The organism is Pseudoalteromonas sp. NZS100, assembly GCF_015864815.1.
Classification (GTDB): Bacteria; Pseudomonadota; Gammaproteobacteria; order Enterobacterales; family Alteromonadaceae; genus Pseudoalteromonas; species Pseudoalteromonas distincta.
Genome location: NZ_JADYWM010000008.1, coordinates 185,349 through 203,507 on the forward strand (window position 1 = coordinate 185,349; position 18,159 = coordinate 203,507).

Annotated in this window: 8 protein-coding genes; 4 read left to right on the plus strand and 4 right to left on the minus strand. The window is 41.9% G+C overall.

The annotated features are described in order from the left end of the window. Nucleotides 1–30 precede the first annotated feature (30 nt). From I6E69_RS10870 to I6E69_RS10880, 3 genes are all read left to right on the plus strand, one after another. Nucleotides 31–489: an LPP20 family lipoprotein gene (locus tag I6E69_RS10870; protein ID WP_197121238.1), complete on the plus strand. Its 459-nt coding sequence runs from the start codon at nt 31–33 to the stop codon at nt 487–489. Between the two features lie 129 nt (nt 490–618). Further along, nucleotides 619–1,326 carry a transglutaminase-like cysteine peptidase gene (locus I6E69_RS10875; RefSeq protein WP_197121239.1) on the plus strand — a complete coding sequence of 236 codons (708 nt, stop codon included), beginning with the start codon at nt 619–621 and terminating at the stop codon, nt 1,324–1,326. Further along, on the plus strand, nt 1,326–3,281 hold the full coding sequence (locus I6E69_RS10880; RefSeq protein WP_197121240.1) for a LapD/MoxY N-terminal periplasmic domain-containing protein: 1,956 nt from the start codon (nt 1,326–1,328) through the stop codon (nt 3,279–3,281). Before I6E69_RS10875 ends, I6E69_RS10880 begins: the two co-directional genes overlap by 1 nt. A 22-nt stretch (nt 3,282–3,303) precedes the next feature. Here the strand turns inward: I6E69_RS10880 and I6E69_RS10885 are convergent, their stop codons facing one another. The 4 genes from I6E69_RS10885 to I6E69_RS10900 all read right to left on the minus strand — a co-directional run bounded on the left by I6E69_RS10885 (nt 3,304) and on the right by I6E69_RS10900 (nt 9,554). Next, on the minus strand, nt 3,304–3,891 hold the full coding sequence (locus I6E69_RS10885; protein ID WP_197121241.1) for a response regulator transcription factor: 588 nt from the start codon (nt 3,889–3,891) through the stop codon (nt 3,304–3,306). Between the two features lie 22 nt (nt 3,892–3,913). Further along, nucleotides 3,914–5,335, minus strand: a complete 1,422-nt coding sequence (locus tag I6E69_RS10890; RefSeq protein WP_197121242.1) for an HlyD family type I secretion periplasmic adaptor subunit — start codon at nt 5,333–5,335, stop codon at nt 3,914–3,916. Then, nucleotides 5,332–7,470, minus strand: a complete 2,139-nt coding sequence (locus I6E69_RS10895) for a type I secretion system permease/ATPase (RefSeq protein ID WP_182693281.1) — start codon at nt 7,468–7,470, stop codon at nt 5,332–5,334. Before I6E69_RS10895 ends, I6E69_RS10890 begins: the two co-directional genes overlap by 4 nt. Before the next feature lie 107 nt (nt 7,471–7,577). Continuing rightward, complete coding sequence (locus tag I6E69_RS10900; RefSeq protein WP_197121243.1) at nt 7,578–9,554, minus strand: TolC family outer membrane protein; 1,977 nt, start codon at nt 9,552–9,554, stop codon at nt 7,578–7,580. A 239-nt stretch (nt 9,555–9,793) separates the two neighbouring features. On the opposite strand from I6E69_RS10900, the gene I6E69_RS10905 reads away from it, so the two are divergent. After that, the coding region (locus tag I6E69_RS10905) for an Ig-like domain-containing protein (protein WP_197121244.1) at nt 9,794–18,159 on the plus strand (8,366 nt) is incomplete at its 3' end.

Consider the following 18,159-nt stretch of genomic DNA (forward strand, 5'->3'; position numbering starts at 1 on the left):
CTGCTAATTACTATACAAGGGCTAAATGCTATGCGAGCAATTTCATTACTTATTACACTTGGGTGTTTAACCTTAGGTGGTTGTAGCAGCGTTTTTGATAAGCATGTTGAATATAAATATGTAGAGCCAAATAATTACCCCGTTTTAAAAGCGATAGGGTATGCACCTATTAGCTTGCAAAAAGGCGCTAACCTTTCGCAAAAGCAACTTATGGCCATTAAGGCTTCTAAGCTTGAAGCTTACCGCGAGCTTACTGAGCAAGTATATGGGCAAAAAATTACCGCAGGAACAACGGTGGAAGGCTCAATTGCTCAAGGCGATTACTTAGAAAGTAAAGTGCAGGGGCTTATTAAAGGTGCACAAATAATTAAAACTTACGCAGTAGATGATACTTACGTGACCGAGCTTGAGCTTAATATGAAGCGTGTGCACGATTTATACATAGGTGAAGTAAAACCACGCGAAGTTAAAAAAGTAACGTACTACTAAAAAAGTTATTCAAAATATCTCATCCTCTTATATTGAGTGCTATGCTGTTGTTAGGATTAATTTTAAGCAGATTGCGTAGTGCTCAACAGATGTATTTTATCGCCACTTATATTAACAGTGGCTCTGTAAATGGCGATTAAGCCAAGTCATTTAAATCCTCAATTATTTATATGGTGCAAAGACAATTTGCGCTACCTATTGCTGTTTTTTGTACTCTCCAGTGGTGTGCTTGCAAGCCGACTAACTATTCAATTTAATACCTTTATAGAGCTCATGGGTCAAAAGTACGGGCCTGCGCGGGCGGCGGTTGCACGCAACTGGCAAAGCATGTTGGTGCAAACTCAAAACAAGCCAGAGCAACAGCAAATTCTTATTGTTAATGATTTTTTTGCGCGTAATTTACGCTACCAAACAGATATTTTGCTTTGGAAACAAAATGATTATTGGGCAACCCCCTTAGAAACATTAGGCAGAGGCCTCGGTGATTGTGAAGATTACGCAATAGCAAAATATATCAGCTTAAGAGCGTTAGGTGTGAGCGACGACAAGTTACGCCTTATTTATGTAAAAGCAAAAATTGCGGGCACTAACAAAACGCAAGCGCATATGGTGTTAGGTTATTTTGCTACACCAAACGCTCAACCACTTATTTTAGACAGTTTAATAACAAAGGTTTTACCTGCTGCAAAACGTGTAGATTTAAGCCCTGTTTTTAGCTTTAACAGCCAAGGTTTATGGGCTAATAATTCAACCAAAAGTGTAGCCAGCCCAACAGCAAGACTTTCACGCTGGCGTAAAATTTTGGAGCAGACAACCCAAGAAGGAGTTATGTGGTAATGGCATCATTTTCCTTATCTAAGTATCTTAAAAAACGAAAAATAACACTCAGGCAAGAGCTATGGATTGCATTATTAATTGTTATTTTTGTGGGCTTTATAAGTAGTGTTTTAATTAGTACTAATTCGGCTAAAAGTTATTTTTCGACCCAGCTGTACTTAAAAAATGTAGATAACGCCAGCTCACTTGCATTGATGATCAGTCAATTAGACAAAGACCCCGTTGAGCTTGAATTATTAGTTTCAGCCACATTTGATACCGGTCACTATAAGCGAATAGAACTACAAAACCCTAATGGTGAGGTGATTGTTAAACGCACATTTACCGATGAGCTTAAAGCGACGGCTCCACAGTGGTTTAGGGCAGTGTATGGATTAAATGTTCAACCAGGGGTTGGGCAAGTAAATAATGGTTGGCAGCAATTTGGAACTTTGTTTATAGAAAGCCATAGTCAATATGCTGAGCAAGCCTTATGGGAAAGTGCGCTTAAACTATTTTTTAGTTTTTTAATTGTCGCTTTTTTTGCTTGTATAGTTAGTGCTTACTTTTTAAGTAGAATATTAAAACCACTAGATGATGTTGTGTATCAGGCTAATGCATTTAGTGAAAAACGTTTTATTAAATCGAGCGTCCCTCGTACATTTGAGTTTGCACGTTTAGTGCAATCTATGAACCAATTATCTACCCGTTTTAGTCGTATTATTAAAGAAGATAGTAAACGTTTAGAAGAGCTTAGATTTAAATCACAACATGATGAGCTAACTGGTTTAGCAAATAGAGAATACTTTGGTGCAACGCTTGAGGCCCACTTACAAAAATCGAAAGATCATGCCCATGGCGCCTTGTTTTTATTTCGGGTTGTAAACCTAGATAAAATGAGCGAACAAATTAGCCGTGTAGAAATGGTTAATTTCTTACGTCGTTTTTCGCAGGTTTTAATCGAGTTTTTAGAATCAAATGAAGCACACTTTTCAGAAAACTACATAGCTCGAATATCACATAATGACTTTACTGTACTGTTTAGTGATACTGATGATATTGAGGTATTGAGTGAAAAAGTAGTTAGGCTTCATGAATCTTTTATTGAAGAGTATAAAAATATTGAATTAGCTATACCGCATAGTTGCACTTACATCCAAAAGAATGACACGCGGTTTGATGTATTAAAACGAGCCGATGAACTTTTAAAATCAGCCGATAATAAACCAGGTGTTCAAGCAAAAGTAAGTGACAATAAACAAAAAAGCGAGTTATTTGATGATGCAACGAGTTGGCAAAATGCAATAGAAGAAGCTCTAGATAACAAATCGCTAGAAATTAATACATACCCAGTAACGAGTTTTACGGGGCAGTTGATGCAACATCAATTAGGACTGAGCCTAGAGCTTGGCGGGCAAATATATCGGGCAAGTTATTATTACCAATGGGCTAATCGCTTAAAATTATTAGCGCGTTTAGATTGGGGATTAATTAAGGCGTTGGTTGCTCAGTATAGTATTGAGCCACCAAGTGAGCTGATTTCGGTTGAGTTATCTGCCCAAACATTACTTGATGATGCTGCGCTTGCTTCAATTCTTACCTATCTATCGGCATTTCCTGATTTAGCCTCTAAAATTTGCTTTGATATACGAGAAAGTATTGCCGTCAGCGAAATTAAAATATTTAAAGGCTTTTGTGAAGATGTAAGGTGTATGGGCGCTAAGGTGGCGTTAAAACGTGTAGGTCCTGAGTTTACTAAAATTAAAAAAATTCAGGAGTTTGGGCTTGAAATGATTAAAATTGATAGCGTTTATGGGCATAATATTAGTTACAGCCAAGATAACCAAACATTCCTGCGAGGGGTTTGTACGTTAGCGCACTCTATTGGTATTAAAGTGGTCGCACAAGGTGTTACCAGTCAAGATGACCTCGATACACTTATTAACTTAGGCTTTGATGGGGTTATTAAAGAGTAAGTAGTAGGCATTAACCGTGCGGTTAATGCCCTTTTACAACTAACATTAATTGGATGCGGTCGCGTACTTTTAGCTTATTAAATATAGAACCCATATGCTCTTTAATCGTACGCTCTGTAATATTTAAAGACTCTGCAGCCTGTTTATTAGTAGCACCAGTTACAACAATATCAACTACTTGGCGTTCTCTTTTGGTGAGTAAATCAAGCTCGCACGTCCTCGCATATTTTAATGGTGTATTTGATAAAGCTCCCACTAAATTAGATAGTAATTGTCCTGGTAACCATATTCCGCCAGAACAAATTGTCTCAAGTACTTGTTCAATAATTACTTTAGTGGCGAGTGCTTCTACGTATCCTCTAGCTCCTGCTTCAAGCGCACTCCTAAGTTGATTTATTTCTAGTTCGTTGGTCATAACAATAACGAGTAAACGTTGTTGCGAATACTTTTTAACGAGCTCAAGCCAGTTCGGTGTACCGGCTAAAACCCAAATAATACTTGATGCCGCTACTCTGTTTGGTTCTTTTGTGCATATTAAACAACCAGGAAACGCTGCACGCCAGTGCTTCGATTCAAATTCAGGCTGTGTAATAAAAATACTTTGGCGCATTATTTCTCCATTTATTAAATGCTTAACGCTCTGTCATTGCTTGCGATGTAGCTCTAAGAACTGGTTTTAAAAGATACTCAAGTATGGTTTTTTTACCGGTAATAATATCCACTTGAGTGGTCATTCCTGGAATAATAGTCAGCTCTTTTGAAAAGTTATTTTTGGTGGTTTTTAGTTGCACCAAATAAAAGGTATTCTCACGGTCATCTGTAATGGTATCGGCGCTAATATGTAAAACCTCTGCCTCAAGGCCTCCATATACGGCAAAGTCGTAGGCACTAAATTTTATCATCGCAGATTGCCCAGGGCGTAAAAATGCAATGTCTTTAGGCGGAATTTTTGCCTCTACTACAAGTTGATCGTCAAGCGGCACAATTTCCATAACATCGCTACCGGGCTGTAAAATACCGCCAACAGTATTAACTAATAATCGCTGTACAGTGCCTTTAACAGGAGAACGTATTTCAGTTTGAGTTACTTTATCGGCCAAGCCAGATTCAGTTTCTTTAATTGAATCTAGTCTAAGTAGCGCTTCGGATAGTTCATTGTTCCAACGGTTAATCATAACGAGTTCAACTTCGGTTACTTTATTTTTAGCTTCGTTAATGGCCGAAAGGCTCCTATTTATAACTGCCTTGGTTCTGTTTATCTCGCCGTTTAGATCAACTATTTGGCGCTCTAAACGAATAATATCTATATCCGAAATGGCACCGGTGCGTAACAATGGGCGAGTAACAGAGAGCTCTCTGTTTGTTAAGCGCAGCGCGCTCGTATGCTGCTCAAGTGCCGCTTTGGCTTCAATGTAATCTTGGTGTCGCTGCTCTAGTTGGCGTTTGTGAATACTTACTTGTTGCTCTAATTCTTGGCTGTTACTCAAATAAAGAGAACGTTCATGTTGCACAACTCTAGGCGCATTTTTAATAACAGATTCACTAAATACGAGCTCCTTTTTTTGAGTGAGTGCTCTGAGTCTCGCTACTTTTGCGCTTAACGACTCAACTTTGGATTGGTTTTCTCTAAAGCTAGAAATAAAGCGGGTAGGGTCTATTTTAATGAGTACATCACCCTCATTTACTATTTGCCCCTCTTTTACATTTATTTTTTCGACCATACCACCATCATAAGATTGAATAAGTTGTAATTTATTGGAGGGAATAACACGCCCCTCACCACGAGCAACTTCATCTAAATTAGCAAAGCCAGACCACACAATAAGGCATATAAACGTTAAACAAATTAAATAGAGCAATAACCTAGCGTTTGCTGGCTCCTGTTGCATTTTTTCCCACTGAGCATCTACTACCCAGTCTTGGCTGTTAGGCGGAGAAATCCATCCTTTAAATAGTTTATTAAATATTGATGGCTTGCCTTTTTTTCTTGCTTCTATTACTCTGCTAACAGATTCAAAGGAGCGCTGTTCAAGTGGTTTTTTATTGTCACTCATGAGGCTTGCTCCACTGTCTTATTATTTAACGCTGCAATTACTTTTTGTTTTGGTCCATCAGCAACTACTTTTCCGTTATCTAAAACTATAATTCGGTCAACAAGCTCAAGTAATGATGAGCGGTGAGTCACCACGATTAAGGTTTTATCTTTAGAATAACCCTTTAAATTATTAATAATTTTACTTTCACTATTATGATCTAGTGATGAGGTTGGCTCATCTAGTAATAGTATAGGAGGGTCGTTAATTATGGCTCTTGCCATACCTACAGCTTGGCGCTGCCCACCTGATAATTGACGACCTTGCTCGCCTACTTGTAAATCAAATCCGTCTGGGTGCGAATTAATTAAATCAAATAATTGGCTTCGCTCACAGGCTTCAATAATTTGCTCGTCTTTGGCATGCCAAGCACTCATGGTGAGGTTGTCTTTCAAGGTTCCATAAAACAGAGCAACGGTTTGTGGTAGGTAGCCAATATTATGACGAAGCTCAGCTGGGTCAATTTGATGTATATCATTATTGTCCATCAAAATTGATCCTGAACAGGGGTCGTATAGTCCTAAAATAAGCTTTTCTAATGTACTTTTACCTGAGCCATTACGTCCTAAAATGGCGACTTTTTCACCGGCTTTAATTTTAAAACTAACGCCGTTGAGCGCATTATGAGATTCGTCAGAGTATTTAAAACATACATCTTTAAATTCTATATCGCCTTTTAAAATAGGGTGGCTTAACCAATGCTTACCAGGTGGACGCTCGACCTCTTTTTCCATAATTTCGTTCAGTGATTGCATTGCTATTGCGGCATGATGATATTGTGCTAAAACAGCGGCAGACTGCCCGATTGGCCCCATAGCACGAGACGATAATAGGTAGGCTGCAATTAACCCGCCTTGAGTTAGCTCACCTTCAATAACGAGGTGTACGCCTATTATCATTATTATTACGCCTACGCATTGCTGTATCCATGATGCTGTATTTGATATAGAGCTAGAAACGAGTCGGCTATGTGCGTTTACTTGTGCAATGTAAATGGTCGACTTTTCCCATACAGACTGTGTTTTACACTCTGAGTGAAAGCTCTTTACATCTTCAATATTGGTTAAGCTTTCGACTAATACAGCATTTCGCATTGAGCTTGCTTTCATTGTTTGTTCTGAAAGAGCCTCAAGTTTGCGGTGTGCGGCTATAGCGTAAGCTAATAATATAAGTGCACCCGCTATAATAGGTAAACTTAGAGGTACGCCAATAATGGCAATTACAATTAAATACAAAACTACGAATGGCAAGTCGACTAATGCGACAAGTGTTATGGAGCTAAAAAAGTTACGTACAGCTTCAAATGATTGAATGTTGCTAGCAAAGGAGCCTGCGGATGATGGGCGGTTTTTTAGTTTCATACCTAATACCCGCTCCATTATTACAGCCGATACTTTGACATCTATTCTACTGGCAGCAAGCTCTACAAAGTAGCCTCTTACCAAGCGCAAAACAAAGTCAGCAGTGAGTGCTATTAAAATGCCAATGGCAAGTACCCATAAGGTTTCTGTTGCGTGGTTGGGCACTACGCGGTCATATACGTTCATTACAAATAAAGGCATAGCAACCGACAAAAAGCCCAAAGCAACAGCCGAAATAATTACGTCTTTATAAAGTGAGCGGCATTCTTTAATTACTCCCCAAAACCATCCGTCTTTTGATAGTTTTTCAAGTACAGGTGTTCGCTCATCAAATGCAAACTCTGGTTGAGCATAAATAACTAAACCTACACTGTTAGCAGCTAACTCATCAATGCTTTGTTCGATAACTGATTCTGTAAGTTCTGGGTAAATTACACTCACCAACTGTTTATCGTAATCAATAGAATTAATAACACAGGCTTGGTTATCTTTTAAAATTAAGATGGCAGGTAGCAGTGCTGTATTAATTTTTTGTAGTGGCTTATTAACTACTTTTGATTTAAAGCCAATGCGCTTTGCTGCGCGCGAAAAACCTGATGGAGTAAGATTTCCATCAGTTAGAGGAAGTCCATTTAATAGTGCTTCTCTTGAAAACTCTTTACCATGATGACGACATAAAACTGCTAGGCAGTCAACGAGGATGCCACCATGATCAAGTACATCGTTTAATTCCATACACCATCCAATGTTATGTAGAACTGCATACGATTGTTACTAGTAAACCTAAACTCGACTTAAATATTTCATGCTGAGTTTAGGTTATTTACATAACGTTAATTGACTTAGATATCAGTAATTACAGCTTCGATACGTCGATTCGCAGCATTTGCTCTTACTGATATTTCGTTTACACGTGGTTGATCGATGCCATACCCGAACGATTTAACACGTTTAGGTTCTACATCGAATTGCTTAATCAGAATTTCAGCTACGGCAAACGCACGTTTTTCTGATAGTTTACGGTTATATTTACGGTCTCCATCTAGAGAAGCATGACCTTGTATTTCAACTTGTTTAGTTGGGTTCTCTTTTAAAAAATCTGCAAGCCGACTAATTTCTTGAATATATTGAGACCTTACATCGCTTGAGTCAGCAGAAAAAGGAATACCAATTTCTATATTTGAGGTTGATGCGCTATAAATTGTGCAACCAGATAAATCTACATTTGTACTCAAAGGTGTGCTTGGGCAAGTGTCTTGCTCATTTGGTACACCGTCACCATCATCATCGGTAAAGCTATCTGCTGTCGTGTCGGTTTCCAGCGGTATATCTAAGTACCTTGGCATAGCCGATACACTCATGTATGCATTATCTTGCTTAGCTTTTTTTTGAAGAAATGCCTTGCGGCTAAAGGTGGTTGCTACATCGTAACTCGGACAGATATTTTGTGCGTTATGAACAATAGGGTCGTCAGTTAGCTCTTTTAATGTAGGGTATTTATCTGACATCACGTTAAGCGCTGGCAGTAATTTTCCCATTTCTTTTAACATAGTTAAAATAGCTGATTGACGGTCGTAAAGCGCCACTATGTATGAACGTGTTGATTGAAATGATTCGTTTTCGGCATCAAGCACGTCTAGTAGAGTTCGTTGGCCTATATCGAATTGATCCTTATATGCAATTTTAACTTTGGTTGATGATGCACGATGTTGATCAAGCGCCGGTAACTTTTGTTCTAATATAGTGACGTTGTAATAAGCAATTTGCAGACTCTGACGAATATCAATACAAGACTGATCGCGTTGATATTTTGCAATGTTTATATCCTGATAGGCTTGTTCTAAATTGGCATTATCAAGACCACCATTATATAAATTATAGCTAATATCGATGCCGACTCGCGCTTCTGTTCTGGTTTCATTTTGACCAAGTTCATCTCTATCTTGGCTACCGTAGCGGGCAGATAAATCTACGTTAGGATGAAACGCTGCTTTTTGTGCTTTTGCGTTCGCTTTTTGTGCTTCAATATTATACAAAGAGGCGTAAAACGAAGGGCTATTTTTGTAAGCGACGTCTAGCGCTTGATTAACTGAAATTGGTATATTTTTTTCATCAAGGTCAGCTTGCTTTATGTCGTTCATAGGAAGCTCTCCTACAACCCTTAAGTAGCGAGCGCTTACATCATGTAAATTTGAGTACTCCGTTAATACGTTAGATTGTGCTAAAGATAAGCGCCCACTAATTTGTTCTAGATCGGCAGCGCGCGCTACACCAGCTCCTACACTTTGTTCTATTTGTTGATATACAGACTCGTGCTCTTGTAAATTTGCTTCTGCAAGTTGTACTAACTCTTTGAATTTTTGTACGTCAAGCAAGGCTATTGAGGCTTCAAGTGCTGTTTGTTCTGTTTGAGAAATAAGCTCAAAGTACCTAATGAGTTGAATGCGTTTAAAGCGATCAACAGTATTAGAGGTCCTAAAACCGTCGTAAAGCATTTGAGTAACACTTAACTCGGCCGTATTACGGTTATATTCTTCTTCAACACCGTAATTTCTTCTTTCATACCCCGCGCTTGCTGATACATCAACACTTGGTAAATAACCTGAGCGGGCTGCATCTACTCCATAAATCGAAGATTTAAAAGCATGCCATGCTTCTTGTACTTCAGGATTGTTTTCAATCGCTTTACTTGAGACATAGGTAAGTGGCATTGCTGATTGTTCATTTGCATGCACATAGTTTAGTAGAGTTGCGGCTGTAATCGTTAGTCCGATTAACATAGTCCCTTGATGTTTCTTAAAAGTGTTTTTTGTAATCATTTCTTCCTCTTAGATCCTGTTAAGACCGAAAATACTCCCTTAAGTATTTAGTAAAGGAATACTATTTTTGCAAGTAATCGTTTTGGTTAGCATAAAGAAAAATTTCTACCACTTTCTTGTTGATTTTTTATTTTTGAATTTTTCTTCTAAACCTGTACTTGAGTACAGTATCTATGTGGCTTTTTTGTCCTACCTTTAACTTATTAGATTGTTATTTTAAAAAGTTTGAGGGTACCAAAATGGAAGCAAATCAACTGGTAGTTATTGATATTCAAGGCTCGGCAGGTGTTGTGCTGGATGATGGGTCAATAAGAGCATTAAATGTTGGTGACACTATCACCGTGGGGGATTTAGTTGTTACTGCTATTAAATCGTCTCTACAAATTGATGTGCAAGGTGAAACCTTATCTATACCCGCAAATCAAAAGGTAAAAATAACACCAGACTTATTAACTAAAGAAGCCAGAGATTCTAGCGAAACAACCGTTTTTGATGAAAGTTTAGATGAAGCAATTGCAAGCTTAGATTTAGGGGCAGAGCAAGACCCATCAACAGCAGCTAATTCTGATATAACAGATTTTTTAGATGCGTTAGAAGGTGATGGGGACATTTTAGATAATTTAGAGGCAACAGCCGCTGGTGGCGGTAACGCTGCGGGTGCAGATGGAGGCAGTTCGTTTGTACAGCTAACCCGAATTTCTGAAAGTGTTGACCCTAGTAGTGTTACTTTTGATTCATCTTTTGATCAAGGCGCTACTGAAGCTTTTAATTTAAGAGATACCTCTGACGGTATTGTGCCTGATTCAACTACTGTTTCTATTTCACTTAATGAGATAGGTATTACTAACTCATCACAACCAACAATTACCGGTACGAGCGAAAACTTAATTGGCGAAACGGTTAATGTAACGGTAACTGATGTTGATGGAAACTCTCAAGTAGTTAGTGTTGTAATTGGCCCTGATGGTACCTTTGAAATAACCCTACCAACACCAATTGCTGATGGCCCTGTAACGGTTGTTGTTGAAGCGACGGATCCTGTTGGTAATCCTATAAACGACACTATTTCAATTGAGGTTGATACAACACCTCCACTTATTGCTATTGATCCTGTTGCCGATTCTGCTTCGCAAACAGTGACAGTGACAGGGACAGTATCTGGTTTGAATACTGGGGATAATGTATCAGTCACGTTAACGGATAGTGCAGGTACGGTACAAACAATAGTTACTCAGGTTGATGCTCAAGGAAATTGGGTAATTACTACCACCTCACCTTTATCTGAAGGGGAGTTTAACGTAAGCGCTGTTGCGATTGATGCAGCTGGAAATCAAGCTATAGACCAAGCTTTAGCGAATGTAGATTTAACTGCTCCGGTAATCACCGTAAATGTAACTGATGAAACAAATAACTCAACACCACCACTTGTTGGAACAACAAATGGTGTTCCTGAGGGCACGCAAGTAACAATTACTGTTACAGATAGTGCAGGACAAATACAAACATTAACTGCAGTTACCCAAGCCGATGGAAGCTGGAGTGTAGAAGTAGGGACTCCTTTACCTGAAGGTGATTTTACTGTTGATGCACAAGTAAGCGACAGTGTAGGAAACTTAGCATTAGCAAGTGATTCAGGAGTAATTGATTTAACGGCGCCTTCGGTACAAATTAATAATATTAACGACACTCAAGACACCACGCCAACGATTACAGGTAACGCGCAAGATGTACCTGCAGGCTCTATTATTAGTGTGGTTATTACCGATTTTGATGGTCAAACTCAAACATTATTAACCCAAACTAACGCTGATGGGGATTGGTCTATCGACGTAACTACGCCATTGGCTGAAGGGCAGTTTGAGGTTGATGCAAGTGTAAGTGATGCTGCAGGTAATCAAGCCCAAGCAAATAACCAAGGTGTTGTTGATTTAACAAACCCAGATATTACCGTGACTGCAATTGCTGATACTAACGATACTACACCAACATTTGTTGGTAGGGTGGAAGACGCTCCTGCGGGCTCTGTTATTACAGTATTAGTAACCGATATTAACGGTAACGTACAAACTTTAACTACTTTATTAAATGAAGATGGCACATGGAGTGTTGATGCTAATGAAATCTTGCCAGGTGGTGAATTTACCGCAACTGCGTCAGTATCAGATGCTGCGGGTAATGAGGCATCTGCGCAAACAAACGGCGAAATAACGTTTGCTCCTATCTCAATTCAAATCGATGCAATTGCTAATACTAACGATACCACTCCATTTTTAAGTGGTAACACCGGTAATGTGCCTGCAGGTACAACCATCACTTTAACTATTACTGCAAGCGATGGCAGCACATTTACATTACTAGCAGTGACGCAAGCAGATGGTTCGTGGACTGCACAAGTAACAACCCCTCTGCCTGAGGGCGACTTTACTGTAGTTGCAGCGGTTATAGATGACTCGGGCAATGAGGCGCAAGCAAGTGCAGTAGGTAATGTTGATTTAACTGTAAGCATTAATTTTATTATTGATACTAACGATACAACACCAACAATTAGCGGCTCTACCCAAGACGTAGAGCCTGGTGCGGTAGTAACCGTTACATTTACAGGAAGCGATGGCGTAGCAGAAACCGTGCAAGTAGTTACTGGTGCTGACGGAAGCTGGTCAGTTGAGGCAAGTAATGAATTAGTTGAAGGCCAGTTTAGTGTGGTTGCAACTGTAACTGATGCTGCGGGTAATACAGCTTCTGCAAGTGAAACTGGAGAAATTGATTTAACAGATCCTGCAATCACGATTAATCCTATTGAGGATACGAATGATGTAACTCCATCAGTAAGTGGTAACGTAATTGATGTACCAGCAGGAACAGAAGTTACCTTAGTAATAACTGACAGTGAAGGCAATGAACAAACACTCACAACACTTACAAATGCCGATGGTACATATACAGCGGATATTATTGCAGATCTCAGTGAAGGAGATTTCACAGTAACAGCGAGTGTTAGTGATACTGCTGGCAATAGCAGTACTGCAACCGTTACAGGTACGGTTGATTTAACTGCACCAAGTGTGACTATTAACAATATCGCAGATACAAACGATACAACACCTACGCTTACAGGCTCTACCCAAGGATTAGCATCGGGCAGTGAAGTAACTTTAATTGTTACCGATAGTCTAGGAGTAGAGCAACAGTTAGTGACTACTATAAGTGCTGATGGTACTTGGAGTATTGAGATTCCAACTGCTTTAAGTGAGGGGGATTTTACAGTAACAGCTAATGTATCTGATAATGCGGGTAACGCAGCTCAAGATTCACAATTAGGCACAGTTGATACCACCCCTCCTTTAGTTGCAATAAATGACTTTGCTGATTCAAACGATACAACGCCTACATTTAGCGGAACAACGAGTGATGTAGCACCGGGTAGCCTTGTTAGTGTTTTAGTTACTGATGCAAATGGTGAGTCACAAACATTGACGGCGGTTGTGTCAGAAGATGGAACTTGGCAAGTAGGTGCAACTCAAGCTGTTGCTGAAGGCGATTTTACAATTACAGCAACAGTAACAGACGCTGCGGGTAATGAAGCAAGCGATACTGTTAGTGGAACAATTGATTTATCAGCTCCAATTATAGCAATTAATACAATCCCAGATAGCGCCGATACTACTCCAACAATTTCAGGTTCTGTACAAAATGTACCAGCCGGAACAACTGTTACGTTAACCGTTACAGATGCTGGTGGTAATACACAAACAATTACAACACAAACGCTAGCCGATGGTAGCTGGACAGTCGATACTACTAATGAGTTAGCTGAAGGTGACTTTAGTGTTAATGCCATCATTAGTGATGAAGCAGGTAACCAAAGTGAAGCTTCTGCACAGGGAACTATCGATAATACCGCACCAAATATTACGATTGATGCACTGGCGGATAGCAACGATACAACACCAACTATTTCAGGCACCGCAACGGGCGAACCAGAAGGCACGGTTGTTACTATTATAGTTACGGATGAAGCAGGTAACCCACAAACCATAACCACAGAAGTACAAGCCGATGGCACCTTTAGTGTTGATGTACCAAATGAATTAAGTGAAGGCGAATTTACCGTTGAAGTATCGGTTACCGATACCGCAGGTAATGAAACCACAGCCACAACAACGGGGGAGGTTGATACCACAGCGCCAATAGTTACTATTAATGCACTAGGCGATACGAGTGATACAACACCGACCATTTCAGGCACGGTTAGCGGGGAGCCTGCTGGTTCAACCATAACTTTAACAGTGACCGATGCTAATGGTGCAGTACAAACAATTTCAGCACAAGTAATTGCAGACGGAAGTTGGACAGTAGAAGTACCTGCGGCTTTAGCTGAAGGGACCTACTCTGTAGATGCAAGTATTAGTGATAGCGCTGGTAATGAAGGCACAGCAAGTGCTTCAGGCACAATTGATACAAGCGCATTGACTATTACCATTGATGTTATCGGCGAAACTAACGATCAAACCCCTCAAATAAATGGTGATACTTTTAATGCACAAGTTGGCTCGCCGGTTGAAGTTCAGATCACTGACTCTGCGGGTGCAGTAATTACTTTAACTACAACTGTTGATGAAAACGGGCTATGGAGTGTTACTCCGCCAGCCGATTTGGCTGAAGGCACCATTTTAATTAGTGCGACAGTAACAGACATAGGTGGTGGAAGCGCAAATGCAGAGCTTGATGCTGTAATTGATATTACGCCTCCAACCATACAAGTAAATGAACTAGAAACAAGTAATGATACAACACCGGTTATTTCTGGTAACACAACTGACGTAGTTGCAGGCACAGTTATAAATTTAACGGTTACTGATTCTCAAGGGGTTGTTCGCACATTTAGCACAACAACAGATGCCGATGGTAATTGGAGTGTTGAACTTTCTCAAGAGTTGGCCTCGGGCGATTATTCTGTAGAAGCTGAAGTATCTGATGCAGCAGGAAATAGTGCTTCAGATACGGCTACAGGCAACATAGATACATCAGGGCCTAGCTTAACCGTTGACTTTGATACTGTAACCAACGACTCAACGCCTACCATTTCAGGTACTAGTGATGCAGAAGTTGGTACTAGTATCACGGTGGTTATTACAGATGAAAATGGAGTTGAACAAACACTTACCACCACAGTAGATGCAAATGGTAATTGGGAAGTAACGCCGCAAACAGATTTAAATGAAGGTGATAACACCATAGAAGTAAGTGTGTCTGATGAAGCCGGTAATACAACAACAGTTACAGATACAATTACGTTAGACACGCAAGCACCCACATTAACCATTCAAACCGTAGGCGACGTAAACGACCTAACACCGACATTACAAGGCACCAGTAACGAAGTTGGTGGCACAGTCACACTTACCGTGACCGACGGCGACGGCGTCGTGCAAACCATTACCACCACCGTTGAAAGTGATGGCCACTGGGATATTGAAATCCCCAGTGCGCTTGCGCAAGGTGACTTTACAGTAAGCGCTAGTATTACGGATGCTGCAGGCAATGAGAGCACAGCAAACAGCAATGGTAATGTGGACACCATCACCCCAGTTGTGAGCGTAGATGCACTGGGCTTGGGTAACGACAGCACCCCAGTGATTAGTGGTACTTCAACAGAGCCTGAAGGCACCGTTGTAAATATTGTTATTACCGACAGTAATGGTGATGAGTATCCAATTACCGCCACCGTTGATGCAAACGGGGAATGGCAAGCGACTAGTCTTGAGTTACCAGATGGAAGCTACAGCGTACAAGCCAGCATTACCGATGCGGCAGGAAACACCGGCGGCGCCGTTCAATCAGGCACTCTTGATACCTTAGCACCGACATTGGCACTGGATACCGTGGGCGCGACCAACGATAGCACCCCAACTATCAGCGGAAGCAGCAATGCGCCAGTGGGCACAGTGATAAATATCAGTGTGAGCGATGGCACCACAACCGAAACGTTCACCGCGACAGTACAAGCCGACGGCAGTTGGTCAGCAGATGTACCGACAGCATTAGCTGATGGAGAGCTTACTATTGAAGCCAGCGTGAGCGATAGCGCCGGTAACACCACCACATTAAGTGAAACCGCGACACTGAACACCACCGCACCAAGTATTAGCATTAATGCCTTGGTTGATACCAACGACACCACGCCAACTATTAATGGTACAAGCGATGCAGCAGATGGCACTATCATCAGCTTAACGTTTGAAGACAGTGCAGGGAATATTACGACTGTTGATACGACCGTCACCGGTGGCGTATGGAGCGTTGATGCACCAACTGATTTAGCTGAAGGTGAATACACGGTAACCGCCGAGGTAGATGACGGCCTAGGAAATATAGGCAGTGCCACTGAAACCGGTATTATTGACACCACTATGCCAGCGATTGAAGTTGATACACTGAGCGTAACAAACGATACCACTCCAACGATCACTGGTACCGCGAACGCACCGCAAGGTAGTACCGTGACGGTTGAAATCACCGACAGCAATAACGTTACTCATACGGTTACAACTACGCTCGGGGCTAATGGCACCTGGAGTGTGGCCGCCTCACAAGTACTTGCTGAAGGCAGTTATACAGTAACTGCAAGCGTAAGCGATACGGCGGGTAATGCCGCGACGGCCACAGGCGCAGGAGAAATAGATACTGTTGCACCGACACTTGAGTTAACCAGCCCAGGTTCAAGTAACGACGTAACCCCAACGTTAAGCGGTACCAGTGATGCCCCTGAGGGCACAGTGATCAGCTTCACCGTAACGGATGATTTAGGGGCCGAGCAAACGTTCACCACCACGGTTGATGCTGATGGCAACCTCTCAGTGGAAGTACCGACTGCATTGGCTGAAGGGCCATACAGCATCGAAGCAAGTATTAGCGATGCAGCGGGCAACAGCAACGATATTACCGCCAGCGGTAACATCGATACCACAGCGCCAAGTGTGAGCGTGGATGCGCCAGTACTCACTAACGACAGCACGCCAACTGTGACAGGCACCAGTGATGCACCTAACAGCACCATCACGGTGACGTTTACAGATGCAGCAAATGCTACTCAAAGCATTGATGTACAAACCGATGCCAATGGTAACTGGAGTGCGGCACCAACGACTGATTTAGCCGAAGGTAATTATAGCGTCAGCGCCAGCATCACCGATGCGGCAGGTAACACAGGCATAGGCACAGACAGTGGCGAAGTGGATATTACTCCACCGGCGCTAGCCTTTACGCCAACGTTTGAACTTGGTTTATTGGTTACTTTAAGTGGTACGTCTGACTTGCCAGTAGGCAGTGAAATTACCATTACCGAGCAACTGGTAGGCGGTGGTATTGGTGCAACATACACCACCACAACAGATGCAGATGGCAACTGGTCATTAGTCGGATTAGATGTATCGTTACTTGATGTTGGCTCAGTGATCGCAACAGCCACCGATGCCGCAGGTAATACACGGACAATTAGCTCAGATGACTTTGATAACACACCGCCAACACTCACGGTTGATGTTGCAGCACAAAGCGACAGCAACACGCCAATCATAAGCGGCACAAGTGATGCAGGCGAAGGGGCGCAAGTGACCATAGTGGTTACTGATAGCGCAGGCAACCCACAAACCATCACAGCGCTTGTGGATGCAAATGGCGATTGGAGTGCTACACCAAGTACACCGCTAAGCGAAGGCGAAAGCACGATTGAAGTGAGCGTACGCGACAGTGTCGGCAACGAAACCACCGTGAGTGAAACCGCCACTATCGACACGCAAGCGCCAACACTTACGATACAAAATGTAGGCGATGTAAACGACCTAACACCGACATTACAAGGCACCAGTACCGAAGTTGGTGGCACAGTCACACTTACCGTGACCGACAGCGACGGCGTCGTGCAAACCATTACCACCACCGTTGAAAGTGATGGCCACTGGGATATTGAAATCCCCAGTGCGCTTGCACAAGGTGACTTTACTGTAAGCGCGAGTATTACCGATGCGGCAGGCAACGAGAGCACAGCAAACAGCAGTGGTAATGTGGATACTATTACGCCAGTTGTCACCGTTGATGCACTGGGCTTGGGTAACGACAGCACCCCAGTGATTAGTGGTACTTCAACAGAGCCTGAAGGCACGGTTGTAAACATTGTTATTACCGACAGCAACGGTGATGAACACCCCATCACCGCCACCGTGGATGCAAACGGTGATTGGCAAGCAACCAGTCCTGAATTACCGGATGGAAGCTACACCGTGCAAGCCAGTATCACCGATGATGCAGGTAACACCGGCGGTGCGACACAAACGGGCAACCTAGATACCTTAGCGCCAACGTTGACGTTAGACACAGTCGGCGCCACGAATAACAGCATGCCAACAATTAGCGGGACATCGAACGCGCCAGCAGGCACGGTTATAACGATTAACGTCACGGATGCAGATAATACAGAAACGTTTACTGCAACAGTACAAGCCGATGGCAGTTGGTCAGCAGATGTACCGAACGCGTTAACTGATGGTCCACTCACTATTGAAGCAAGCGTTAGTGACAGTGCAGGCAACACCACTACGTTAAGTGA